The 25,393-nt window shown below is 58.7% G+C and carries 22 protein-coding genes; 12 read left to right on the forward strand and 10 right to left on the reverse strand.

The window, feature by feature from the left end; genetic code table 11:
* The first annotated feature begins 6 nt into the window (after window positions 1-6).
* A complete protein-coding gene (locus tag ACSQ87_RS18160; protein WP_223430857.1) occupies window positions 7-870 on the forward strand; it encodes a universal stress protein in 864 nt (287 codons plus the stop codon).
* A gap of 129 nt (window positions 871-999) precedes the next feature.
* Here the strand turns inward: ACSQ87_RS18160 and ACSQ87_RS18165 are convergent, their stop codons facing one another.
* On the reverse strand, window positions 1,000-1,470 hold the full coding sequence (locus ACSQ87_RS18165) for a DUF1289 domain-containing protein (RefSeq protein WP_033054572.1): 471 nt from the start codon (window positions 1,468-1,470) through the stop codon (window positions 1,000-1,002).
* A gap of 407 nt (window positions 1,471-1,877) precedes the next feature.
* Here ACSQ87_RS18165 and acnB point away from each other — a divergent pair, with 407 nt between their 5' ends.
* Window positions 1,878-4,487, forward strand: coding sequence for a bifunctional aconitate hydratase 2/2-methylisocitrate dehydratase (gene acnB, locus ACSQ87_RS18170; protein ID WP_223430954.1), 2,610 nt, complete (start codon window positions 1,878-1,880; stop codon window positions 4,485-4,487).
* 171 nt (window positions 4,488-4,658) lie between these two features.
* On the opposite strand, the gene ACSQ87_RS18175 is transcribed toward acnB, so the two are convergent.
* Window positions 4,659-5,939, reverse strand: coding sequence for a serine/threonine transporter (locus ACSQ87_RS18175; RefSeq protein ID WP_223430859.1), 1,281 nt, complete (start codon window positions 5,937-5,939; stop codon window positions 4,659-4,661).
* A gap of 269 nt (window positions 5,940-6,208) precedes the next feature.
* Here ACSQ87_RS18175 and ACSQ87_RS18180 point away from each other — a divergent pair, with 269 nt between their 5' ends.
* The 6 genes from ACSQ87_RS18180 (at window position 6,209) to ACSQ87_RS18205 (ending at window position 11,067) form a co-directional block, all read left to right on the forward strand.
* A complete protein-coding gene (locus tag ACSQ87_RS18180; RefSeq protein ID WP_223430861.1) occupies window positions 6,209-6,592 on the forward strand; it encodes a tautomerase family protein in 384 nt (127 codons plus the stop codon).
* 31 nt (window positions 6,593-6,623) lie between these two features.
* Window positions 6,624-7,241: a TetR/AcrR family transcriptional regulator gene (locus ACSQ87_RS18185; protein ID WP_436273996.1), complete on the forward strand. Its 618-nt coding sequence runs from the start codon at window positions 6,624-6,626 to the stop codon at window positions 7,239-7,241.
* 188 nt (window positions 7,242-7,429) lie between these two features.
* The gene (locus ACSQ87_RS18190; protein WP_436273997.1) at window positions 7,430-7,948 is read left to right on the forward strand and encodes a cysteine hydrolase family protein; all 519 of its coding nucleotides are present in this window, start codon (window positions 7,430-7,432) and stop codon (window positions 7,946-7,948) included.
* Window positions 7,949-8,094: 146 nt separating this feature from the next.
* A complete protein-coding gene (locus tag ACSQ87_RS18195; protein ID WP_223430864.1) occupies window positions 8,095-9,054 on the forward strand; it encodes a 2-hydroxyacid dehydrogenase in 960 nt (319 codons plus the stop codon).
* 144 nt (window positions 9,055-9,198) lie between these two features.
* Window positions 9,199-10,266 carry a phosphotransferase family protein gene (locus ACSQ87_RS18200; RefSeq protein WP_436273998.1) on the forward strand — a complete coding sequence of 356 codons (1,068 nt, stop codon included), beginning with the start codon at window positions 9,199-9,201 and terminating at the stop codon, window positions 10,264-10,266.
* A gap of 33 nt (window positions 10,267-10,299) precedes the next feature.
* The gene (locus tag ACSQ87_RS18205; protein ID WP_436273999.1) at window positions 10,300-11,067 is read left to right on the forward strand and encodes an SDR family oxidoreductase; all 768 of its coding nucleotides are present in this window, start codon (window positions 10,300-10,302) and stop codon (window positions 11,065-11,067) included.
* Between the two features lie 87 nt (window positions 11,068-11,154).
* On the opposite strand, the gene ACSQ87_RS18210 is transcribed toward ACSQ87_RS18205, so the two are convergent.
* Both ACSQ87_RS18210 and ACSQ87_RS18215 read right to left on the reverse strand, forming a co-directional pair.
* A complete protein-coding gene (locus ACSQ87_RS18210; RefSeq protein WP_095128209.1) occupies window positions 11,155-11,751 on the reverse strand; it encodes a hypothetical protein in 597 nt (198 codons plus the stop codon).
* The gene (locus ACSQ87_RS18215; RefSeq protein ID WP_223430866.1) at window positions 11,751-12,164 is read right to left on the reverse strand and encodes a hypothetical protein; all 414 of its coding nucleotides are present in this window, start codon (window positions 12,162-12,164) and stop codon (window positions 11,751-11,753) included. Before ACSQ87_RS18215 ends, ACSQ87_RS18210 begins: the two co-directional genes overlap by 1 nt.
* A gap of 314 nt (window positions 12,165-12,478) precedes the next feature.
* Between ACSQ87_RS18215 and ACSQ87_RS18220 the strand changes: the two genes are divergently transcribed.
* Window positions 12,479-13,594, forward strand: a complete 1,116-nt coding sequence (locus tag ACSQ87_RS18220; protein ID WP_436274000.1) for a Gfo/Idh/MocA family protein — start codon at window positions 12,479-12,481, stop codon at window positions 13,592-13,594.
* A 415-nt stretch (window positions 13,595-14,009) separates the two neighbouring features.
* Here ACSQ87_RS18220 and ACSQ87_RS18225 read toward each other — a convergent pair whose 3' ends face one another.
* The 6 genes from ACSQ87_RS18225 to ACSQ87_RS18250 form a co-directional block, all read right to left on the reverse strand.
* Window positions 14,010-14,258 carry a DUF1652 domain-containing protein gene (locus ACSQ87_RS18225; RefSeq protein ID WP_436274001.1) on the reverse strand — a complete coding sequence of 83 codons (249 nt, stop codon included), beginning with the start codon at window positions 14,256-14,258 and terminating at the stop codon, window positions 14,010-14,012.
* A gap of 129 nt (window positions 14,259-14,387) precedes the next feature.
* Window positions 14,388-15,884: a PAS domain S-box protein gene (locus ACSQ87_RS18230; RefSeq protein WP_436274002.1), complete on the reverse strand. Its 1,497-nt coding sequence runs from the start codon at window positions 15,882-15,884 to the stop codon at window positions 14,388-14,390.
* 239 nt (window positions 15,885-16,123) lie between these two features.
* Window positions 16,124-17,017, reverse strand: a complete 894-nt coding sequence (sigJ, locus tag ACSQ87_RS18235) for an RNA polymerase sigma factor SigJ (protein ID WP_436274003.1) — start codon at window positions 17,015-17,017, stop codon at window positions 16,124-16,126.
* Window positions 17,018-17,020: 3 nt separating this feature from the next.
* On the reverse strand, window positions 17,021-17,455 hold the full coding sequence (locus ACSQ87_RS18240) for a carboxymuconolactone decarboxylase family protein (protein WP_223430872.1): 435 nt from the start codon (window positions 17,453-17,455) through the stop codon (window positions 17,021-17,023).
* 95 nt (window positions 17,456-17,550) lie between these two features.
* A complete protein-coding gene (locus ACSQ87_RS18245) occupies window positions 17,551-18,834 on the reverse strand; it encodes a Zn-dependent hydrolase (RefSeq protein WP_436274004.1) in 1,284 nt (427 codons plus the stop codon).
* A gap of 157 nt (window positions 18,835-18,991) precedes the next feature.
* On the reverse strand, window positions 18,992-20,476 hold the full coding sequence (locus tag ACSQ87_RS18250) for an NCS1 family nucleobase:cation symporter-1 (RefSeq protein WP_223430875.1): 1,485 nt from the start codon (window positions 20,474-20,476) through the stop codon (window positions 18,992-18,994).
* A gap of 551 nt (window positions 20,477-21,027) precedes the next feature.
* Here ACSQ87_RS18250 and hydA point away from each other — a divergent pair.
* From hydA to preA, 3 genes are all read left to right on the forward strand, one after another.
* Window positions 21,028-22,467, forward strand: coding sequence for a dihydropyrimidinase (hydA, locus tag ACSQ87_RS18255; protein WP_436274005.1), 1,440 nt, complete (start codon window positions 21,028-21,030; stop codon window positions 22,465-22,467).
* A 205-nt stretch (window positions 22,468-22,672) separates the two neighbouring features.
* On the forward strand, window positions 22,673-24,040 hold the full coding sequence (locus ACSQ87_RS18260) for an NAD(P)-dependent oxidoreductase (protein ID WP_046048983.1): 1,368 nt from the start codon (window positions 22,673-22,675) through the stop codon (window positions 24,038-24,040).
* On the forward strand, window positions 24,041-25,315 hold the full coding sequence (gene preA / locus ACSQ87_RS18265; protein ID WP_436274006.1) for an NAD-dependent dihydropyrimidine dehydrogenase subunit PreA: 1,275 nt from the start codon (window positions 24,041-24,043) through the stop codon (window positions 25,313-25,315).
* Window positions 25,316-25,393 lie beyond the last annotated feature (78 nt).

A 25,393-nucleotide genomic window follows, 5' to 3' on the forward strand; every position in this document is an offset into this window, starting at 1 on the left:
CCGATCATGCAAGCCATTCGCAGCATTCTGGTGGTCCTCGAACCTGAACACTCGGAAAGCCTGGCGCTCAAACGCGCCAAGCTGATTGCTGGCGTGACCCAGGCTCATCTGCATCTGCTGGTCTGCGACCGCAAGCATGACCACAGCGGCATGTTGGGCGTGCTCAAGGCCTCACTGATCGAGGACGGCTACAGCGTCACCACCGAGCAGGCCTGGAACGAAAGCCTGCACGAAACCATCGTCGATGTGCAGCAGGCTGAAGGCTGCGGACTGGTGGTCAAGCAGCATTACCCCGACAGTCCGCTGAAAAAAGCCCTGCTGACCCCGGCGGACTGGAAACTGCTGCGTTACTGCCCGACGCCGGTGCTGTTGGTGAAAACCGCCAAACCCTGGAGCGGCGGGGTCATTCTGGCAGCGATCGATGTCGGCAACCTCGACGGCGAACACCGCACCTTGCACGCCAGTATCATCGATCATGGCTATGACATTTCCAGCCTGGCCAAGGCCCATTTGCATGTGATCAGTGCCCATCCGTCGCCGATGCTGTCAGCATCCGACCCGACATTTCAACTCAGTGAAACCATTGAGGCGCGCTATCGCGAACAGTGCAAATCGTTTCAGGCCGAGTTCGACATTGATGACGAGCACCTGCATATCGAGGAAGGTCCGGCGGATGTGTTGATTCCGTTCATGGTCCACAAGCTGCAGGCGGCGGTGACGGTAATCGGTACCGTGGCTCGGTCCGGGTTGTCAGGGGCGTTGATCGGGAATACGGCGGAGGTGGTGCTGGATGCGGTGGAGAGCGATGTGCTGGTGCTGAAGCCGGATACGATCATGGATCATCTGGAGGAGATCGTGACGCAGCATTAAGAATTGCAGCGCCAGATAGATCGCCTTCGCGAGCAAGCCCGCTCCCACATGGGATCTCCATTGGACATGAAATCTGTGAACGACACAGATCCCATGTGGGAGCGGGCTTGCTCGCGAAGCTTTTAAGATTTAGCCGCCGAAGGCATCCCGGAGAAAGCCAGGCGCAATGTAGCGCTGGTAATGCGCCTCGGAGAGCAAAAAGAACTCCCGATCAATGGCATCCCGCAGTTCCGGCAGGTTCCAGTCGCGAAACTCCGGCATCAGCACCATTCCGTAGGCTTCCAGGTTGTTGATCACTCGCGCCCCCCGGGCGATCAACTGATAGGCCCAGCAATATTCCGATTGATGCGGCACAAAACGGATCTTGCGCTGCTCCAGTTGCAGACGCAGGCGCTGGGGATCGAAAACCTCCAGCTTGCTGGCCATTACCTGGGACAGCAGCAGCTCAAGACGCAGCCACACCGCGCGTTTCTCCTCCTCGTTGTAACCATTCCAGTTGATCACTTCATGGTGGAAACGCTTGCAGCCACGGCACACCAAATCACCGTAAACAGTGGAGCAGAGGCCGACGCAGGGGGTCTTGATGGTCTGATTGGGCATAGGTAGGGAAAACACGGGAAAGCAGAACAGGTCGGCATGTTAGCCCTTTGTCTAACATTCATCACCCCTCAATCTTGAGGGCCCAACTTACCTTTAATTTTTTTTTGCCGTAGAATCAGCCAGCCTTTTAAGGCGCCAATGTCCGTTAGAAGCTGTTTTCAAAGCGTCACGAGCACAGTCGTTCCTTCAGAGCGGTGTTGGCGAAGGGTTTTTCAGCGGTGAAAAACCTGACGCCAACCCTCATCAGCTCCCCGTTCTGCAGGCGTAAAACTTTGAAAGCAGCTTCTGTAAGGAATTGTCGGTAATTCTGGCTAAGTGGCCCACAACGCCACGCAGCGCATGAGTACGGCAATTTCGGGATGAGCGTCCCGGACACCCATTTGGGACCACTGATGAGGGTAATAACTGTGCTTGAAGCCTACCGCAAACATATCGAAGAGCGTGCAGCACTGGGTATCGTTCCCCAGCCGCTAAACGCCGAACAAACTGCAGGCCTGGTCGAGCTGCTGAAGAATCCCCCGGCTGGCGAAGAAGCTTTCCTCGTTGACCTGATCACCAATCGCATTCCGCCAGGTGTGGACGAAGCAGCCTATGTAAAGGCCGGTTTCCTGTCTGCCCTCGCCAAAGGCGAAGCAAAATCCCCTCTGATCGACAAGAAACGCGCTGTTGAACTGCTCGGCACCATGCAGGGCGGCTACAACATCGTGACTCTGGTCAATCTGCTGGACGACGCCGAACTGGCGCCAGTCGCTGCCGAAGAACTCAAGCACACCCTGCTGATGTTCGACGCTTTCCACGACGTCGCTGAAAAAGCCAAGAACGGCAACGTTCACGCTAAAGGCGTGCTGCAATCCTGGGCTGACGGCGAGTGGTTCAAAAACCGCCCTGTCCTGGCCGACAAGATCAGCCTGCGCGTGTTCAAAGTCACCGGCGAAACCAACACCGACGACCTGTCCCCTGCTCCGGACGCCTGGTCCCGCCCGGACATCCCGCTGCACGCCCTCGCCATGCTGAAAATGGCCCGTGAAGGCATCGTGCCTGACGCCCAGGGCGTCACCGGTCCGATGAAGCAGATCGAAGAAATGCGCGGTCAAGGCTTCCCGATCGCCTACGTCGGTGACGTGGTCGGTACCGGCTCTTCGCGTAAATCCGCCACCAACTCGGTGCTGTGGTTCTTCGGCGACGACGTTCCTAACGTGCCGAACAAGCGTGCCGGTGGTTTCTGCTTTGGTAGCAAAATCGCTCCGATCTTCTACAACACCATGGAAGATGCTGGCGCACTGCCAATCGAATTCGACGTCACCAACATGCACATGGGCGACGTGATCGACCTGTACCCGCATGCTGGCAAAGTCTGCAAACACGGCACTGACGAAGTCCTGACCACCTTCGAAATGAAGACCCCGGTGCTGTTGGACGAAGTTCGTGCTGGCGGCCGTATCCCGCTGATCATCGGCCGCGGCCTGACCGACAAGGCCCGTGCCGAATTGGGCCTGGGCCCTACCGACCTGTTCAAACTGCCTGAAGCTCCTGTCGACACCGGCAAGGGCTTCACCCTGGCACAGAAAATGGTCGGCAAGGCTTGCGGCCTGCCAGAAGGCAAAGGCGTTCGTCCAGGTACTTACTGCGAACCGAAAATGACCACCGTCGGTTCTCAGGACACCACCGGTCCTATGACCCGTGACGAACTGAAAGACCTGGCGTGCCTGGGCTTCTCGACCGATCTGGTAATGCAGTCCTTCTGCCACACCGCGGCTTACCCTAAGCCGATCGACGTGACCACCCACCACACCCTGCCAGACTTCATCATGACCCGCGGCGGCGTTTCCCTGCGTCCGGGCGACGGCATCATCCACAGCTGGCTGAACCGTATGCTGCTGCCGGACACCGTCGGTACCGGTGGTGACTCGCACACCCGTTTCCCGATGGGCATTTCGTTCCCTGCCGGTTCCGGTCTGGTAGCGTTTGCCGCAGCCACTGGCGTTATGCCGCTGGACATGCCGGAATCGATCCTGGTGCGCTTCAAAGGCAAAATGCAACCGGGCGTCACCCTGCGTGACCTGGTTCATGCCATTCCTTACTTCGCGATTCAGGCTGGCCTGCTGACCGTCGAGAAGAAAGGCAAGAAGAACGCCTTCTCCGGCCGCATCCTGGAAATCGAAGGCCTCGACAACCTGAGCATCGAGCAAGCGTTCGAGCTGTCCGACGCCTCGGCCGAACGTTCGGCTGCCGGTTGCACCATCAAGCTGTCGAAAGAGTCGATCACCGAGTACCTGAGCTCCAACGTCACCCTGCTGCGCTGGATGATCGGCGAAGGCTACGGCGATGCGCGTACCCTGGAACGTCGTGCTCAAGCGATGGAAGCCTGGATCGCCAACCCTGAGTTGATGGTTGCCGATGCTGACGCCGAATACGCTGAAATCATCGAAATCGACCTGGCCGACATCAAAGAGCCTGTGCTCTGCGCGCCAAACGATCCGGACGACGCCCGTCTGCTGTCCAGCGTTGCTGGCGAGAAGATCGACGAAGTGTTCATCGGTTCGTGCATGACCAACATCGGTCACTTCCGCGCTGCCGGCAAGTTGCTGGAACAGGTCAAAGGTCAGCTTCCAACCCGTCTGTGGCTGTCGCCGCCGACCAAAATGGACGCTCACCAGCTGACCGAAGAAGGCTACTACGGCATCTACGGCAAGGCCGGCGCTCGCATGGAAATGCCAGGTTGCTCGCTGTGCATGGGTAACCAGGCACGTGTAGAGCCGAATTCGACTGTTGTGTCGACGTCGACCCGTAACTTCCCGAACCGTCTGGGTGACGGCGCGAACGTCTACCTGGCTTCGGCCGAGCTGGCGTCTGTTGCTTCCATCCTGGGTCGCCTGCCGACCGTCGAGGAGTACATGGAATACGCTGGCAAGATCGACAGCATGGCGGCCGATGTTTACCGCTACCTGTCCTTCGACCAGATCGCCGAGTTCCGTGAAGCTGCTGCGAACGCCAACATTCCGGTCGTTCAAGCCTAACGCTGCAACGCAATAAAAAACGCCGCCCATCGTGAGATGAGCGGCGTTTTTTTATGCCTTTGAATCAAAAGATCGCAGCCTGCGGCAGCGCCTACACTGACCGAGTACATCCGCGGTTGCCCCCGATCCCTGTAGGAGCTGCCGCAGGCTGCGATCTTTTGATCTTTGCTATCAGGCCGTCAGCGAATAAATCAAAGCAGTAATCGCCACAAGCCCCACCGCCGTCACGAAGACGTTAGAGGCTTGACCACGAAAGCGCGCCATCGCCGGAACCTTGCGGATTGCGTACATCGGCATCAGGAACAGGATTGCAGCGATGATCGGGCCACCGAGGGTTTCGATCATCCCGAGAATGCTCGGGTTCAGCGTGGCGACGATCCAGCAGACCACCAACATGAAGGCGGCAGTCATGCGATCCAGGGTCTTCGGTGCCGGGCGCTTGCCACTCTTCACGATCAGACCTTTAAGACCTTCGCTGGCGCCGATGTAGTGGCCCAGGAACGACTTGGAAATGGCCACGAACGCAATCAACGGTGCCGCGAAAGCGATGGTCGGGTTGCTGAAGTGGTTGGCCAGGTACGACAGGATCGACAGGTTCTGCGCCTTGGCTTCCGCCAGTTGTGCAGGCGACAGGGTCAGCACGCAACTGAACACGAAGAACAGCACCATCACCACCATCAAGGCGTGGGCGCGGGACAGGATCTGCGAGCTGCGCTCTTCGGCGTGATCGCCATAACGACGCTTCTGGTCCACCGCGAACGCCGAGATGATCGGCGAATGGTTGAACGAGAACACCATCACCGGAATCGCCAGCCACAGCGTGTGCAGCAGTGCCGACGGTTCTGGCAGCGTCGACGCAGTGGCGAGGATGCCACCGTTCCAGTGAGGAATCAGGAACACCGCGAGGAACAGCAGCGCAACAATGAACGGATAAACCATCAGGCTCATGGCCTTGACGATCGCCTGCTCGCCGCAACGTACCACCGCCAACAGGCCGAGGATCAGCACGAGCGACAGCACGGCGCGCGGTGGCGGCATGATGTGCAGTTGATGCTCGAGGAAACTGCCCACGGTGTTGGTCAGGGCCACGCTATAGATCAACAGGATCGGGAAGATCGCGAAGAAGTACAGCAAGGTGATCAGCGCGCCAGCCTTGATCCCGAAGTGCTCTTCCACGACTTCAGTGATGTCCGCGCCTTCGCGTCCGGACAACACAAAACGTGTCAGGCCACGGTGTGCGTAAAACGTCATAGGGAACGCCAACACCGCCAGGACCAGCAACGGCCAGAAGCCGCCCAGACCCGCGTTGATCGGCAAAAACAGCGTTCCAGCCCCGATGGCCGTGCCAAACAGGCCCAGCATCCAGGTGGTGTCATGGCGATTCCAGCTCTCAAGCGTCGCTGGTGCCGCCGATACATAGCGTTCGTCGACGCTATTGGCCTGATCATTCATCCGGTGGGATCTCCGCATTCCGGTCAGTTGCTACCCGGTCAGGACGAGTCGGAAAAATCCGACAGGCAGCGCCCTGGCCGAAACAGGGGCGCGATTGTCCGGGATTAATGAGCAGAAGCAAAGACTTAGCTGAGGAGTGGTTGTGCGGATCAGATCCATTGGCACCCTTTATTAAATAGATGTTTTAAAAAATCTATTCAATAAAGGATTGCCGTCATGTAATTTCGATACCGACTGCTGGTCGGTAACCCTCATTTCGGAGACCTCTCATGCCACTCGTTCGCGTCGACATCAAAAAGCGTCAAGACCCTACTCACGCCAAACGTGTCGGGCAATTGATCTACGCCGCCATGCACAGCGCCATTGGTGTGCCAGAGAACGATAACTTCCAGATTCTTGCCGAGCACGATGAACAGCATTTCATCTTTGATCCCGGCTACCTGGGCATCAATCGCACCGACAATCTGGTGGTGATTCAGATCACTCTGAGCGAAGGCCGCACCATCGAGCAGAAAAAACTCCTCTACAAAACCATCGCCGAGAGCCTTAACGCGGAACTGGCGGTGCGCCTGGAAGATGTATTCATCAATCTGGTGGAGGTAAAGAAAGAGAACTGGTCGTTTGGCAACGGCATAGCCCAGTACGCCAGCTGATTTCTGCCTTTTATATACCTGTGAGCCGCCAATGCCCCGAGTCTCCCGCAAACAAGCCGAACTCAACCGCGAGATCATCGTCGAGGCCGCCACGCGTCTGTTTCGCGAACGTGGCCTGCACGGGATCAGTGTCGTCGATGTGATGGGCGCAGCCGGCCTCACCCATGGCGGGTTCTATGGTCATTTCGAATCCAGGGAAGCCTTGGCAAAAGAGGCGTGCAGCCGGGCGTTCACCCAATCAATGGAACGCTGGAAGCAGAAAATAGAGGATAACGACGACAACCTCTCGGCTCGCGAGAGCATCATCGCGCCCTACCTGTCCGCGGCCAATCGCGATAATCCGGGCGAAAGCTGCCCGGTGACCGCGTTTGCCGGCGACATGTGTCATGAAACCGCTGAAAGCGGATTGCACCAGACCTACACCCAAGGGCTGGAGGCATTGTTGCAGATGCTGGCACCACTGATGGGCGCGGATCAGCCCGACACCAATCGGCAAAAAGCGTTGGTGGACTATTCGCTGATGGTCGGCGCCCTGACCCTGGCCCGCGCAACCCGTGGCAATGCGTTGTCCGATGAAATTCTCGACGCAGCCCGGACGTTTCTCACCGCGGACACGGCCGTTGACACACCCGCGACGCCGACGGCATGATCAGCCTCATGAATATTCCTGCGCTGAACCTCACCCGCACCACCACGACCGCTAACGGCGGGTCGTGCGGTGGCTGGCTGAGATAAACACAGCGCAGTGAACCCAAGGCCCCGCCAGCAATGGACGGGGCCTTGTTGTTTCTCCCGTCCGTTCGGCGTCTTTCGTACGACACCCAAGGAGAAACACCCATGCCATCAGCGTTGTTGATCATCGATATGCAGGTCGGTCTGTTCCACGGCCCGGAAAAACCCTACGACGGTGAACGGGTATTGGCGAACATCCAGCAACTCATTCGTCGGGCCAGGGAGCGCAACATGCCGATCTTCGCGGTGCGCCATACCGGCCCTCAAGGTTCGCCCATCGAAGTCGGTAGCCCCTTCTGGCAGCTATTGCCCGCACTGGATCTGGATGCCAGCACCGACATCCTGTTCGACAAAACCAGACCCAACGCCTTTTACGCCACCGCGCTGGCGGAGCAACTGCAGGCTAGCGGCATCAATGAGGTGTTCATCGCCGGCATGAAAACCCAATATTGCATCGACAGCACCTGCCGGGCGGCGGCCGAACTGGGGTTCAAGCCCATACTCGTGGCCGATGCGCATACCTGCATGGACACACCGGCGCTGCCGGCCCCGTCGATCATCGAACACCATAACGCGACGTTGAACGGTGCCTTCGCAACGGTGTTTAACACCGTGGATATGTAAGCGCTACGGAACGCTCCTACACTGAGGTCGCAGGCCACAAGCCTGCTATCTTTGGTAAATACCAAACCGTTGCGGATCAGCAATTTGAAGCAACGTTTTGAAGCCACTTTCGAGTCCCGATTTTCCGATGCCCACAGGAGCCCAGCATGCCCGCAACCGTTCTGGTACTTGTTGAAACCATCAATGATTACCTGCCGATTCTCGAACATCAGGGTTTTCACCTGATTCTGGCGCCCACGCCGGCCGAGCGCGCCGATGCCATTACACGGCATGGAGCCCAGATCGATGCGGTGCTGACCCGCGGCCCATTAGGCCTGTATGCCGACGAAATCGCTGCCCTGCCCAATCTCAAGATCATCTGCGTGATCGGCGCCGGCTACGAACACGTCGACCTGCAAGCCGCCGCCAACCGGGGCATTACGGTCACCAATGGCGCCGGAGTCAATGCCTCTTCAGTCGCCGACCATGCCATGGCGATGCTGCTGTCGCTGGTACGTGACATTCCCCGTTGCGACGCCGCCGTGCGCCGGGGTGAGTGGCCGAAAATCATGCGCCCTTCCCTGGCGGGCAAGCACCTGGGCATCCTGGGGCTCGGCGCAGTCGGGATGGCCATCGCCAAACGCGCCGCCCACGGCTTCGACATGACGGTCAGTTACCACAACCGCCAGCATCGCAGCGATGTGCCGTACAGCTTCCGCTCGACGCCCACCGAGTTGGCACGGGAATCAGACTTTTTGGTCGTCGCCACCCCCGGCGGGCTGGGCACCAAACACCTGATCAGCCGACAAGTACTCGACGCCTTGGGCCCTCAGGGGTTCATCGTCAACATCGCCCGAGCCAGTGTGATCGTCACTGCTGACCTGATCAGCGCGCTTGAGCAGCGCAGGATTGCCGGCGCTGCGCTGGATGTCTTCGACACAGAACCCCAAGTACCCAATGCCTTCAAGACGTTGGCCAATGTGATCCTCACCCCGCATGTCGCCGGTTTGTCCCCGGAAGCCACTCAAGGCACCGTGGAGCTGGCAGGTCGCAATCTGGTGGCGTTCTTCTCAGGTAATCCGGTATTGACCCCGATTGCCCTGCCATCGTCGACGAGCATGATCTGACCACCATTCAAACAGATGTATCAAAAACAATGATTGCCCGGCAACACGCTCACCTATAAGGGCGTTTCGTGGTTGTGGGTGTCGGGTGTGCGCATTAGATTAGCCAATAGTCTCAGGCCTCCAGAATAAGCAGAAGGGATAAGCATGGCGCTTACTGACCAGTCCACACGTATCCGCACCGGCGAAGAACTCGATGCCAGCCTGATCGATCCGTACCTCAAGGCCCACATTCCGAGCCTGAGTGGTTTGCCACAGATCAGCCAGTTTCCGGGCGGTGCGTCGAACCTCACCTACTTGCTGGAATACCCCGAGCAGGAGTTCGTCCTGCGTCGCCCGCCCTTTGGCCACAAGGCCAAGTCCGCCCACGACATGGGCCGCGAATTTCGCATCCTCAATCAGCTTCGTGATGGGTTTCCGTACTGCCCAAAAGCCTACGTTCACTGCACCGATGAATCGGTGATCGGCGCCGAATTCTATGTGATGGAACGGGTCAAGGGGATCATCCTGCGCTCCGAACTGCCGCCGGAACTGGGTCTGGATTCGACGAAAACCGAAACGCTGTGCAAGAGTTTCATCGACAAGTTCGTTGAACTGCACCGGGTCGACTACAACGCCTATGGATTGGGCGACCTCGGCAAACCCGAAGGTTATGTCGCGCGGCAGATCAAAGGCTGGAGCGATCGCTACGAGAAAGCACTGACCCCGGACGCGCCGAAGTGGGAAGCGGTCAAAGCCTGGCTCAACGACAAGATGCCGGCCGATCACCCGGCCTCCAGCATCGTCCACAACGACTACCGCTTCGACAACGTGATCCTCGACCCGAACAACCCGATGGACATCATCGGCGTGCTCGACTGGGAACTGACCACCCTCGGCGACCCACTGATGGACCTGGGCAACACCCTCGCCTACTGGATCGAAGCCGACGACCCGGCACCGGTGCAATTGATGCGCCGCCAGCCGAGCCACGCGCCGGGCATGCTGACCCGCCGCGAGTTCGTCGATTACTACGCCGAGCGTTCAGGTATCCAGATCGACAACTTCGACTTCTACTACACCTACGGCCTGTTCCGCCTGGCCGGCATCGTGCAACAGATCTACTACCGCTTCTTCCATGGTCAGACCCAGGACAAACGCTTCGCGCAGTTCATTCACATGAACAAACTGCTGGAGCAGATGAGCCTGCAAGTCATTTCGAAATCCAGCCTCTGATCACGCCACTGGCCCCAACAACAAGGAAAAACCATGTCCAAGACTCAGTTGTTCGACCTCGACGGCAAAATCGCATTCGTATCTGGCGCCAGCCGCGGCATTGGTGAAGCCATCGCCAAACTGCTGGCCCAGCAAGGCGCCCACGTGATCGTCTCGAGCCGCAAACTCGACGGCTGCCAGCACGTGGCTGACGCGATCATCGCCGCCGGCGGCAAAGCCACTGCCGTGGCATGCCACATCGGTGAAATGGAACAGATCAGCCAGGTCTTCGCCGGCATCCGCGAGCAGTTCGGGCGCTTGGACATCCTGGTCAACAACGCGGCGACCAACCCGCAGTTCTGCAACGTACTGGACACCGACCTCGGCGCTTTCCAGAAAACCGTCGACGTGAACATCCGCGGCTACTTCTTCATGTCGGTGGAAGCCGGCAAGCTGATGCGCGAAAACGGCGGCGGCAGCATCATCAACGTCGCCTCGATCAACGGCATCTCGCCGGGGATCTTCCAGGGCATCTACTCGGTAACCAAAGCGGCGGTCATCAACATGACCAAAGTGTTCGCCAAGGAATGCGCGCAGTTCGGCATCCGCTGCAACGCCCTGCTGCCAGGTCTGACCGACACCAAATTCGCTTCGGCGCTGGTGAAGAACGAGGCTATTTTGAACACCGCATTGCAACAGATTCCGCTCAAGCGTGTGGCGGATCCTAGTGAAATGGCGGGAGCGGTCCTGTATCTGGCCAGTGATGCTTCGAGCTACACCACTGGGGTTTCGTTGAATGTGGATGGTGGGTTCTTGTCCTGATCCGATTTACCGGATGACCAAAAGGCAGCCTTCGGGCTGCCTTTTTATTGTTCTGATGGTGATCGCCAGCTGGATAAAGCAAGGACACTACTCAGCGCGAACAAACTCAACCGGCTTACCAGTCAGATCCAGAACTCTAAAATAGCCCTTGATGCTCTTTACATTACGGATCGCCAGCTGAACATGCGTTTCATGCATAAAATCTGTGCCTGGGTAAAGACGTTCACCCTCCCAGAATGGTGAACGGACAGAATCGTACGCAGGTGCCTCCGTAACCTCCCGGAAGGTATGTAAGGCATCAATGACCTGACAATCCAAACGACGTAGGTAGGGATTATTTTTCTTAAGTGGTTGACCGCCCTCTTCTTTAGAGGCGGCTTCAAGCCAGAGGTAGGTCTGACGGATTTCACGCAACGCACTCTCGGCTGTGAAATCCAGGCAACGACCCAAGTCAATCACTGCGCCAATCACAAAGGGATTTTTGATAGAGCTCCGCTTTTGCGCATTCGTCGCAAAGCTCAGTGCGCGCTGCGGGTTGTTTTCCCAAAAATAGGCGCCGCGACCAAGCCAATCATAGTCATTAGTGCTATCAAGTAGCGTTGCTTCGCCAGCCAGTACGCGCTCGCCAATTTCTCGTTCGCACCCATGGAAACCAAGAACAAAAGAAGGAGAAATGCAATACATCAGCGAGCCTTGGCATCCCCATTCACACGTTCGAAAAACGCTCGAACCTTGTTCGGGTCCTTGAGCATTTCAGCAGCGTATTCATCGATCCGCACAGAAGTGCACGTGGCGGCTGATAACTTGGTGCCGTTAGAACCGACCATGACCCAGCCACTCTCAGCCGCTGTTTTGTATCCTTCGCTATCCATATCGATCCTCACTCCTGAGCCACTTTTTGCAACCGCAGCTGCGATAAATCCGTATGCCTTCTCGGAATTGGTTTTGACAGTACTGGCACGACCGCTAACGATTTTTCCATTCGCCAGGCGGATGATGCCGCCGTGCTGGAATCCGACAGAATCACGCACAGCCTTAGCTTCGTGACGATCACCGTCAACGAAAACACAGGTTGTTTTTTCGAGATCCTTCGACATAGCCACCTCTATTCGAGCTTCGTTGCATCGCTCAAATTTGATTAATTAGTGGCCAATATAGTCTGAGTCCCGTCATCAAAGCCCGCGATTTGTCGTTGATCTGAGCACTTGGAAACGATAGAGGTCGATAGTGAGACGCACAAGCCGGCGGATTCCGGCGTAATTGTAGGCAATGGAGCAAGGCGGTGTAGCCGATCTCCGTGCTTTCTGAAACCGCACAGCAAAAAGAATTATTATTCCAACACGTTGCACAAAGAGAATATTTATTCCATAAATAGCCCTCCTGAAAACAAAATCCAAAAAGGACCCCGGCTATGCGCGAACTCGGTATCGGACTCATCGGCACAGGTTTCATGGGCCGCGCCCATGCCTTGGCGTTTCGTAACGTCAGTGCGGTTTTCGAACTGCCCCTCAAGCTCAAACTCGCCGCTCTGGCCGACGCCGATCCGCAGCGTGCCCGCCACTGCGCCGATGCCTGGGGTTTCGACACTGCTCATAGCGACTGGCAGCAACTGATCGATGACCCCAAGGTCAATCTGATCGCAATCACCACGCCCAATCACCTGCACTACCCCATGGCCATGGCCGCCCTCGCCGCCGGCAAACCGGTGTATTGCGAAAAGCCGTTGGCGGTGAATCTGCAACAGGCCGACGCCATGCGGCTGGCGGCCAAAGCGGCGGGCGTGGTGACGCGGGTGGGTTACAACTATCAGCACAACCCGATGATCGGGCTCGCCCGGCAGCTGATTGAGAACGGCAACTTGGGTCAGATCATCAGTTTCCAGGGTGAATTCAGCGAAGACTTCATGGCCGATCCAGCGTCACCTTGGTCGTGGCGTTGCGATGCCGATCATGCCGGTGGCGCACTGGCCGATCTGGGCAGCCACTTGTTGGCCATGGCCCGTTATCTGGTGGGCGATGTCGAGTCAGTGAGCGCCGACACCCAGACCGTGCACCGGCAACGCCCCGCCACGGCTGGCAGCCTGGAACAACGCAGTATCGCGGTCGACGATCAGGTCCACGCCTTGTTGCGGTTTGCGAATGGCGCCCGGGGCACGTTCAGCAGCAGCTGGCTCAAGCACGGCTACAAGAATCACCTGAGTTTTGAAATCAGCGGCACCCGAGGGACTTTGGTTTTCGATCAGGAACGCCTGAATGAGCTGCGACTATTTCGTGCCGGTCAGGACGGTTTCCAGCGCTTGCTGGCAGGGCCGAATCTGCCGGGCTATGCGGCGTTCAGTCCGGCGGCAGGGCATCAGCTCGGCTACAACGAACTCAAGACACTGGAAGTCCATGATTTGGTGATGGCGCTGGCAGGCTTATCTCAGGACGGAACAGATTTCGAACAGGCGTGGGAAGTCGAACGGCTGGCGACGGCCATTCGACTGGCAGCGCAGGAATCGCGGTGGGTCAGGATCGAGGAAGTCTGAGCGAAACGCACGGATACCCGCCAGCAGCACAGCGCCGCTGGCGGTTCAACGTGAGCAGATGGACGCTTACTGAGTGATGCAACGCGTGACCGTCGTTTCCCGGGTCACCTGCCCCTCAGCCCTCACATCGCCTTGCACATCGGTGCTTTCAGTGGTTTGGCAGGTGCGCACAGGGGTTGGAGGCGGTGCAGCGGGAGGTGGCGGTGGAGGACTGGCACAACCACCCAGAATCGCTATCCAGAGCGCGAACGACAGTGTTGTAAAAATGCGTTTCCAGAGACTTTTCATAGGTTGACCCGCGGTAAGTGATCGACAAATTTCCGCGACCCAACACTCTCACCGCGTACCCGCGGACCGGTCACAGAAAAAATACTCTCGTATTCTTTATACGACCGCCGACAAAACCCGACAGTTCCTAGGACGTTTCGGGACGATGCAACGTGTTGCTCTCAAGTTCATAACGCAGCTCTTCGATCAACGCTGCCACCGCCTCCGGCGTTCTGAGGTTGGTTACGCTCAACCCGCTGACCACCAGATCCACCTCCCCCGACACCGGATGATAGAGCTTCACCGTCAGTGAATGATCCCCCGTAACACTGCAGTCACAGGCCAACGGCGAAAAGCTCCGCTCCAGTTGCATACGCAATTGCGCCATATAAATCATCCCGCGGTTCCTGTCGCTGTTTTAAAAGGGACGCGATACCCGAAGACCTGTATCGCACCCTTACAGCCTAAGAACTGCCGCACTCGGTCAGAACATGAATTTGCACCCCCTCGAGTAGTGCATTTGCACCTAACGCAGGGCCTTGGGCCGCCACTCGTTGGAGAACAAACCGCGCTCGCGAGCCCAGACAATCGCCTCGCTACGACTGTGAACGTCGAGCTTGGAATACACCGTCGACACATGGTTGCGCACCGTATTGGGTGCGAGCTTGAGCCGCGCGGCGATTTCCTTGTCGGCCAGGCCTTCGCAGATCAGGCCGAGCACATCGCGCTCGCGGGCAGTCAGGTCAGTGAAAGACACACTAGGCAACTGCGGCGAGTTGACGTTTTTCACGTTAGCGAGCTTCTCGATGAGCGTGCGACTGAACCAGGAGGCGTCTTTCATCACCTCTTCGATCGCCGACACCAGCTCCAGCTCCGTGCGTTTACGCTCGGTGATGTCCATAAACACCAGCAGGTAGCAGGGACTGTCCTGAATGTTCACGGTGTCGGCCGAGACCGCGCAATCAATCAGCCCGGCGCCTTTCTTGCGCACCCGAACATCGACACGATCCACGCTTCCGGTTTTCTCCAGCGCCGCAAACAGTCGCGAGCGCGCGCCTGTGTCATCGATAAAATCGATCTGCGTCACCGATTTTCCAAGCACTTCGTCACTGGAATACGCGAGCGTATCGAGGAAGGCTTCATTGACGTCCATCACCACCTGATCGCCGGCGCTGCACACCAGGATCGGCACCGGGGTCAGCCGAAAAGCCTTGGCAAAACGTTCCTCGCTTTGGCGCAGGGCGACTTCGGCCTTATGCCGAGGCTCGATGTCGACGAAGGAAAACAGCATGCAGGCTTCGTCGTTCAGTTCAAGGGGCTGGCCGGCGACGATCACCTGTTTGCTGCCACCTTCGGGTAACTGCAGCTGAGCCTGCATTTGCGGAATCGTCGCCCCTTCGCGCAACCGTTGCTTGGCCAGGTCTTTGTTTTCGGCCCCCTCCAGCACGTCCAGTTCATAGGTCGAACGGCCGATCACCTGATCACGGGTATAGCCGGTCATCTCCAGGAAGCCCGGGTTGACTTTGATGTAGCGCAAATCACTGAGGCGACAGATCACCGCCGGGGCCGGATTGGCGCTGAAGGTTTTTTCGAAACGCTGTTCGGCGCTGGCCCACTCCGTGACATCGTTCATGATCAGCACCAGCGACTCCGGCGCGCCAGTACTGTCGGCCAGTACCATGCTGCGCACGCTGTGGACCCAGGTGCGCTCTTCGTCGTCGGCAGGCGTCACTTCAACCAACACATCGCTGAAGGACTCGCCTCGGGCGACGCGACTGATCGGATAATTGTCGGCCTGAACCGGGTGATTATTGCGATAACGCAAGGCGAAGCGCTTGGCGTACTCCTTGGCATTCGCCCCCAGTTCGCTGAGTTGCCTGACGCCGTGCATGGCCAACGCGGCGTCATTGGCCCAAAGGAGGGTCTGGTCGAGCTCCAGCAGAATCACCCCATCGGACAGGCCGGCGATAATCTGCTGCAACTGACGGCGATTGGTTTCGGTGGTCAGGACGTCCTGGCTCATTGGATCTCCACGCGTGCGGCGGCGCATACATGCGCCGCCCTGTGAAGATTACGACCGCGAGGGGTTGGGATAGTGCAGCAAACATCCCCGGACATCTCGTCCATCCCTGTAGGAGCTGAGCTTGCTCGCGAAGAGGCCATCACCTTCAACATCTCTATTGACTGATCCGCCGCCTTCGCGAGCAAGCTCAGCTCCTACAGGTCTTCACTCGTTCGATCGTTCCCACGCTCTGCACTGAGTCACTGCACATCCAACGAACCCTGCAACCCCGCCAACTTCTCCGGGTTACGCATGATAAAAATCTGGCTCACCCGCCCCGCTTCGTCAAAACCAAACGTCATCGACGCAGTGATGACCCCGTCTGCCTTGATGATCACGCCTTGTGCCCCATTGATTTCGCTGGGCAGCCATTCGCAAGTCTGCCAATAGACGTGCAACGACTGGCCAATGAAATCCAGCACGCGGGTAATGCCGGACAACGTTTCGCGGATGGCCGAGGCCTTGCCGCCGCTGTCGGCGCAGAGTTCGACGTCTTCGCTCAGCATCGCGGTCAAGGAAGCGGTCGAGCCACTGGCGATGGCGCTATGGAAAGCACTCAGCAATTGGTCCTGACGCGCCGTTTCCGGTTGAAAGCGCGTTTGTCCGTTGCCCAGGCTAGCCTTGGCTCGGGACACCAGTTTGCGGCACGCAGCCTCTTGAACCCCGACCGCGTCAGCCACTTGTGCGTAATCCATGTCGAATATTTCGTAGAGCAGGTACGCCGCACGCTCTTTGGGGGTTAGCCGTTCCAGCAACAACAGAAACGCGGTGGACAGCGACGAGGCCAGTTCATGCCTGTGTTCGGGTGAGTCCTGGTGGGTGGTGTGAATCGGTTCCGGCAACCAGGTGCCGACGTAATCAACCCGCGACTTGTGAGCCGAGCGCAGCAGATCGATGCAGTGCCGAGTGCACGCTGTGGTCAGCCAGGCGGCCGGCGTGGCAATGGCGGCGCGGTCGGCCTCCAGCCATTTGATGAACAGCTCTTGCACGACATCCTCGGCTTCGGCGCGGGAGCCGAGGATGCGATACGCCAGACCAAGCAAAAAGGGCCGGCGCTGCTCGAACTCAGCGGCGGCATTCTCAGCGGAGTTCATCAATCAGTGCCTCGACACCTGCAAACGGTTCCACAGGTTGATCATGCCGATCTCGGCCGTCAAGGCACCGATTTGTGCGTCGTTGAAGTGCTCGCGCAAGTCACCGCGCAGGCTGGCGTAGTCGGTCTTTTCATCGAGTATGGTGAGGGCTTCGGTCCAGGCCAGTGCGGCGCGTTCGGAGGCGCTGAAATCGCTGACGTGACGCCAGACGATCAGGCGATCCAGCCGCTCGTTGGTTTCATTGGCTTCACGGGCCTCGCGGGTGTGCATCTTCACGCAGAAGCCGCATTGGTTGATCTGCGACGCACGCAGGTGCAGCAGGTGTTTGAGGGTCGGAGCCAGGTCGTGGCTGTCGAGGGTGACGTGGACCTGGGTCAGGCTCTCGAACACCTGAGGAATCGATTGCAGCAGGTTGACCGGTTGGGTGTTGGACGACATCGTGTTGCTCCACTGTTTGAGGGATTCAACAGGATGACGATTGAGGATTCGGGTTTGTGACGTGCGCTGTTTTTTTTCAGCGCACGTCATGCATTTCAAGCCACCAATTCACCACTGGCAATCGCCGCCGACGCCGCCAGCATCGCCCGCAACAACACCGCACACCCGGCCGCCAGATCATCCGGCGCGGCGTTTTCGATTTCGTTGTGGCTGATGCCGCCTTCGCACGGTACGAAGATCATCCCGGCCGGGCCAAGTTCGGCGAGAAAGATTGCGTCGTGCCCTGCTCCGCTGACGATGTCCATGTGCGACAGGCCCAGCCCTTGAGCAGCGCCGCGTACCGCTTCCACACAGCCTTTGTCGAAGTACAGCGGTGGAAAATCCGCAGTGGGGGTCAGTTCGAAGGTCAGGCCGTGTTCCTCGCAGGTGGTTTCGATGACTTCACGGACTTCGGCAATCATTGAGTCCAGCCGTGCCGGTTCCAGATGACGGAAGTCCAGGGTCATGCGCACTTCGCCGGGGATGACGTTGCGTGAGCCGGGATAGGCTTGCAGGCAGCCAACGGTGCCGCAGGCGTGAGGTTGGTGGCCGAGGGCGGCGCGGTTGACCGCACCGACGATCACCGAGGCGCCGACCAGCGCGTCCTTGCGCAGGTGCATCGGCGTCGGGCCGGCGTGGGCTTCGACGCCGCGCAGTTTCAGGTCAAACCATTTCTGCCCGAGGGCGCCCATCACCACGCCGATGGTTTTGTGTTCGTCTTCAAGGATCGGGCCTTGTTCGATATGGGCCTCGAAATAGGCGCCGACCGCATGACCACTGACCTTGCGCTCGCCGGCATAGCCAATGGCGTTCAACGCTTCACCGACGCTGACGCCCTCGGCATCGACCTTGGCCAGGGTTTCTTCGAGGGTGAATTTTTCCGCAAACACACCGGAGCCCATCATGCACGGAGCGAAGCGTGAACCTTCTTCGTTGGTCCAGACCACCACTTCCAGCGGCGCTTCGGTTTCCACGCCCAGGTCATTGAGGGTGCGCAGCACTTCGACGCCGGCCAGTACGCCGAAGCAGCCGTCGAACTTGCCGCCGGTGGGTTGGGTATCGATGTGGCTGCCGGTCATCACCGGTGGCAGGTTCGGGTTGCGACCCGGACGACGGGCGAAGATGTTGCCGACGGCGTCGATGCTGACGGTGCAACCGGCCTCCTCGCACCAGTTGACGAAAATGTCCCGGGCCTGGCGGTCGAGGTCGGTCAGGGCCAGGCGACAGACGCCGCCCTTGACCGTGGCGCCGAGCTTGGCCAGGTCCATGAGCGACTGCCACAAGCGGTCGCGGTTGATGTGCTGATGGGTGGACTGCAGAACGTCTACGGCAGCGTTCATGATGATCTCCTCAGGCAGTTCTTATGGATTTCTTCAGGAAATTTTTTTGGTGCACTTGAGGCCGCCTTCGCGAGCAAGCCCGCTCCCACAGTTGAAATGCATTCCCCTGTGGGAGCGGCGGTGCGACGATTCGACTTGCTCGCGAAGGGGCCGTCCCTCACACCGTGGATTTCGCGATTGACGGGCTGGGTCGCATCGAGCACAACCCGTAATAAATCAGCCCGCCCAGTGCCGAGCCGGTGAACCAGCCATAGTCGTAGAACCAGCTGAATGCATCGCTGCCGAGCGACAGCAGCGTTAGCGCCACCGGCACGCCGAACGCGATAAACCCGAACCAGTTCCACGCCGGGTAAACGTCATCGCGATAGAGGCCGGCCAGGTCCAATTGCTGTTTCTTGATCAGGAAATAGTCCACCACCATGATTCCGGCGATCGGGCCCAGCAGGCTCGAATAGCCCAGCAACCAGTTGGAATACACCGTCTCCAGACTCAAATCCGAGACGATCAACCCAAGCTTCTTCAACAGTTCATGGGCCATCAGCGCCAAGCCGACCAGACCGGTGAGCATCACCGCTTTGGTGCGGTTGATGAACTTGGGGGCAACGTTCTGGAAATCGTTGGTCGGCGAAACGATGTTGGCCGCGGTGTTGGTCGACAGCGTGGCGATGATGATCAGCGCCATGGCCAGTGCGACCCAGACCGGGCTCTGGATATGGCCGATCAGGGTGACCGGATCGGAGACGGTGACGCCCACCAGTTTGACCGAGGCGGCGGTCATCACCACACCGAGGGAGGCGAACAGGAACATGGTCAGGGGCAAGCCGATAATCTGCCCGACGATCTGATCCTTCTGGCTTTTCGCATAGCGGCTGAAATCAGGAATGTTCAGGGACAAGGTGGCCCAGAACCCGACCATGGCGGTCAGCCCGGCGGCAAAGTAACTGACAACGCTCGCGCCTTCCGGACGCTTGGCCGGGATCGCCAGCAACTCGGTCATCGACACGTTCGGCATCGCCCATACCAACAGCCCCACGCCCACCAGCACCAACAATGGCGCCGAGAGGGTTTCCAGCCATTTGATCGAGTCCGCGCCGCGAATCACCACCCACAGGTTCAAGGCCCAGAACACCATGAACCCGATCACTTCACCGGTACCGCCGAGGGATTTCCAACCGTCGAACACCGAGCCGAGAAACAGGTGAATGGCCAGTCCGCCGAACATCGTCTGAATGCCGAACCAGCCGCACGCCACCAGTGCCCGGATCAGGCACGGAATGTTGGAGCCGAGGATGCCGAAGGACGAACGCAACAACACGGGAAACGGAATGCCGTACTTGGTGCCGGGAAAGGCGTTCAGGGTCAACGGGATCAGGACGATGATGTTGGCGAACAGAATCGCCAGCAGCGCTTCGCCGACGCTCAGGCCGAAATACGCGGTGAGCACACCGCCGAGGGTGTAGGTCGGCACGCAGATCGCCATGCCGACCCACAATGCGGTGATGTGCCATTTGTTCCAGGTTCGTTCACGCACCTTGGTCGGTGCCATGTCGTGGTTGTAACGGGGGCTGTCGAGGACGTCACTGCCGGCTTCGAGCTCAAACAAGCCGTCGCGCTCGGTCACTTGCGATCTGATCTGTTGCATGGCCGCTCCACTGTTCTTTTGATTATTGTTGCTCATCAGGGGCTGGCGGCATCAATTAACGTGCCGGTTACCCCGGTTGCGCATCGGGCAGTTCCATAAAAACTTTGTAACCAACTGATGTTTATCAGTTTTATTTATATAGCCGATGAGTCACCGGTTACTTGCTTGTTCACTCAGGCCAAATGCCAGGCAAGTTGTCCGAACCGTCAGGACTCAATCTGGTGCATACCACTTTTTTTCAACGTTGCGCATCAACCATAGACCATCCTCAAGCAGCTGATTTCACATAAGAAATCTCGTCTATTTTTAGAACCTGTCAAGTGCGTCAAAATGGTGAGAGGCCTCACCATTTTGGTGATTTACGTATTTAATCGTTATTTATCAATACGTTAAAACAGATATAAGCTTATAAAAAATATTCTTGCTCAATCCTCAAACTCAGACTAGCGTTTATTCCTGACAGCGCTGACAGGAATACACCTGTTTGCGTCGGCTTCATATAAAACATTTAGAACCGGCACAAGTCGGTCATTGCCTGCGAGGAACTCGGAATGTCTCTGTTGATCCGTGGCGCCACCGTTATTACCCATGATGAAAGTTATCGCGCCGACGTCTATTGCGCCGACGGCGTGATCAAAGCCATCGGTGAAAACCTTGATGTACCCGCCGATGCCGAAGTGCTCGACGGCAGCGGCCAGTACCTGATGCCCGGCGGCATCGATCCACACACGCACATGCAACTGCCCTTCATGGGCACGGTGGCCAGTGAAGACTTCTTCAGCGGTACTGCGGCGGGACTTGCCGGTGGCACGACGTCGATCATCGACTTTGTGATTCCCAATCCGCAGCAATCCTTGATGGAAGCCTTTCATCAGTGGCGCGGCTGGGCCGAGAAGTCGGCGTCGGATTACGGTTTCCATGTCGCGATCACCTGGTGGAGCGAACAGGTCCGCGAGGAAATGGCCGAGCTGGTCAGCCAGCACGGGGTCAACAGCTTCAAGCATTTCATGGCCTACAAGAACGCGATCATGGCCGCCGATGACACGCTGGTGGCGAGTTTCGAGCGCTGCCTGGAATTGGGCGCGGTGCCGACCGTGCATGCGGAAAACGGTGAGCTGGTCTATCACCTGCAACGCAAGTTGATGGCCCAGGGCATGACCGGCCCGGAAGCGCATCCGTTGTCGCGCCCTTCGCAGGTGGAAGGTGAAGCGGCCAGTCGGGCGATCCGCATCGCCGAAACCCTGGGCACGCCGTTGTACCTGGTGCATGTTTCGACCAAGGAAGCCCTCGACGAAATCACCTACGCCCGCAGCAAGGGCCAACAAGTCTACGGCGAGGTGCTGGCCGGGCATTTGCTGCTGGACGATAGCGTCTATCAACACCCGGACTGGCAGACCGCCGCCGGTTACGTGATGAGCCCGCCCTTCCGTCCGCGCGGCCATCAAGAAGCACTTTGGCACGGCCTGCAATCGGGCAACCTGCACACCACCGCCACCGACCACTGCTGTTTCTGCGCCGAACAAAAAGCCGCCGGCCGTGACGATTTCAGCAAGATCCCCAATGGCACGGCCGGTATCGAAGACCGCATGGCGGTGCTCTGGGATGAAGGGGTGAACACCGGGCGTTTGTCGATGCAGCACTTCGTGGCGCTCACCTCCACCAACACCGCGAAAATCTTCAACCTCTACCCGCGCAAAGGCGCGATTCGCGTCGGTGCGGACGCGGATCTGGTGCTGTGGGATCCGGAAGGTACGCGGACGATTTCGGCGAAGACTCACCATCAGCAAGTGGACTTCAACATCTTCGAAGGCAAGACCGTGCGCGGCGTACCGAGCCACACCGTCAGCCAGGGCCGGGTGGTGTGGGCCGATGGTGATTTGCGGGCCGAGCGTGGTGCCGGGCGGTATGTCGAACGGCCGGCGTATCCGGCGGTGTTTGATTTGCTGAGCAAGCGGGCTGAGCAACATAAGCCAGTCGCTGTGAAACGCTGACCTGCCCTCTGTGGCGAGGGAGCTTGCTCCCGCTGGACTGCGCAGCAGGCCCAAAGCCAGTCGACTAGGGGAGTCAGGACAGCCTGGTTGACAGGATATGGGGCGGCTTCGCCACCCAGCGGGAGCAAGCTCCCTCGCCACAGGATGATGCGAAAAAACCACTGCCCACCAGAGGCAGTACCTCAATAACCGTGAGGCCAACACCGTGATCAAGACCCTGAACCACCTCCCGCATCCGCACGAGAATGCGGCCGCCCTCGCCGGCCATTTCACCGATCTGGCGCCGCCACTCAACGACCGTCAGGCCCATCTGGAAGCCTCGCGTTGCCTGTACTGCTACGACGCGCCGTGCGTGAATGCCTGTCCGAGCGAGATCGACATTCCGTCGTTCATCCGCAATATCCATCAGGAAAACGTTCAGGGCGCCGCGCAGAAAATCCTCTCGGCGAACATCCTCGGCGGCAGTTGCGCTCGGGTGTGTCCGACGGAAGTGCTTTGCCAGCAAGCCTGCGTGCGCAACAACGACCATGAATGCGCACCGGTGCTGATCGGCCTGTTGCAACGTTACGCCGTCGACAACGCACACTTCAGCGAACACCCCTTCACCCGTGCGGCATCAACCGGCAAGCGCATCGCCGTGGTCGGCGCCGGTCCGGCCGGTTTGTCCTGCGCTCACCGCAGTGCCATGCACGGTCATGACGTGGTGATTTTCGAGGCGCGGGAAAAGGCTGGTGGCCTCAACGAATACGGGATCGCCAAGTACAAACTGGTGGATGACTACGCGCAGAAGGAGCTTGAATTCCTATTGGAAATCGGCGGGATCGAAATCCGACACGGGCAGAAACTCGGTGAAAACCTGACACTTAGCGACCTGCATCAGCAGTTCGACGCAGTGTTCCTTGGCCTCGGTCTGGCCGCCAGCAAACAGCTGGGGCTTGCTCATGAAGATGCACCCGGTCTGCTGGCCGCCACCGATTACATCCGCGAACTGCGTCAGGCCGATGACCTGACCCAACTCCCCCTCGCTGACCGTTGCATCGTTTTGGGCGCCGGCAACACCGCCATCGACATGGCCGTGCAAATGGCTCGTCTCGGAGCACGCGATGTCAACCTGGTGTATCGCCGCGGTGTCGAGGAAATGGGCGCCACCGGCCACGAACAGGACATCGCCAAAGCCAATCAAGTGCGTTTGCTGACGTGGGCACAACCCGAAGAAGTCCTGCTCGATGCTCAAGGCCAAGTACGCGGCATGCGCTTCGCCCGGACCTGGTTAGTCGAAGGTCGCCTGCAAACCACTGGCGAAACCTTCGAACTGGCCGCCGATGCGATCTTCAAAGCCATCGGCCAGGCCTTTGATGGCAGCGCCCTCGCTGATCCGCTGGCCCGTGAACTCAAACGTCAGGGCGAGCGGATTCAAGTGGACGAAAACCTGCGCACCAGCATCCCCGGCGTGTATGCCGGCGGCGACTGCACCAGTCTCGATCAGGACCTCACCGTGCAGGCCGTGCAGCACGGCAAACGGGCCGCCGAGGCCATCAACGCCCAACTCATGCTCAACGTGGAGGCTGCGTAAATGGCCGATCTCTCGATTGTCTTCGCCGGCATCAAAGCCCCCAATCCGTTCTGGCTTGCCTCCGCACCACCGACCGACAAGGCCTACAACGTGGTCCGCGCCTTCGAGGCCGGTTGGGGTGGCGTGGTCTGGAAAACCCTGGGTGAAGACCCGGCGGCGGTCAACGTGTCGTCACGTTACTCGGCGCACTTCGGTGCCAACCGCGAAGTGGTGGGCTTCAACAACATCGAGCTGATCACCGATCGCTCGCTGGAGATCAACCTGCGGGAAATCACCCAAGTCAAAAAGGACTGGCCGGACCGCGCGCTGATTGTGTCGCTGATGGTGCCCTGCGTTGAAGAATCCTGGAAATTCATCTTGCCGCTGGTGGAAGCCACCGGCGCCGACGGCATCGAACTGAACTTCGGCTGCCCGCACGGGATGCCGGAGCGCGGCATGGGCGCGGCGGTCGGCCAAGTGCCGGAGTACGTCGAGCAGGTCACCCGTTGGTGCAAGACGTTCTGCTCGCTGCCGGTGATCGTCAAGCTCACGCCGAATATCACCGACATTCGCGTCGCCGCCCGCGCGGCCCATCGCGGCGGTGCCGATGCGGTGTCGTTGATCAACACGATCAACTCGATCACCAGCGTCAACCTGGAGCGCATGGTCGCCAATCCCGCCGTGGGCAGCCAAAGCACTCATGGTGGTTATTGCGGTTCGGCGGTGAAGCCGATTGCGCTGAACATGGTCGCCGAAATCGCCCGCGATCCACAGACGCAAGGCCTGCCGATCTCCGGCATTGGCGGCATTAGCAGCTGGCGCGACGCGGCGGAGTTTATTGCGCTAGGCAGCGGCTCGGTGCAGGTGTGCACGGCGGCGATGCTGCATGGCTTCCGGATTGTCGAGGAGATGAAGGACGGGTTGTCACGCTGGATGGACAGTCAGGGCTACGCCAGCGTGTCAGAGTTTTCCGGGCGTGCGGTGGGCAACACCACGGACTGGAAGTACCTGGACATCAACTATCAAGTGATTGCCAAGATCGACCAGGAGGCCTGCATTGGTTGCGGTCGTTGCCACATTGCTTGCGAAGACACTTCGCACCAGGCGATTGCGAGCCTGAAGCAGGCGGACGGGACGCATAAATATGAAGTGATTGATGATGAGTGCGTGGGGTGCAATCTGTGTCAGATCACATGCCCGGTGCAGGACTGTATCGAGATGGTGCCGATGGAGAACGGGAAGCCGTTTCTGGATTGGAATCATGATCCGCGCAATCCCTACCATGTCAGCCCTTGAGCTCAGCGGCGCCTGAACCGACGCCATCGCGAGCAGGCTCGCTCCCACATTGGAATGCATTTCAAATGTGGGAGCGAG

Source organism: Pseudomonas sp. LjRoot277 (assembly GCF_964253845.1).
Taxonomy (GTDB): Bacteria; Pseudomonadota; Gammaproteobacteria; order Pseudomonadales; family Pseudomonadaceae; genus Aquipseudomonas.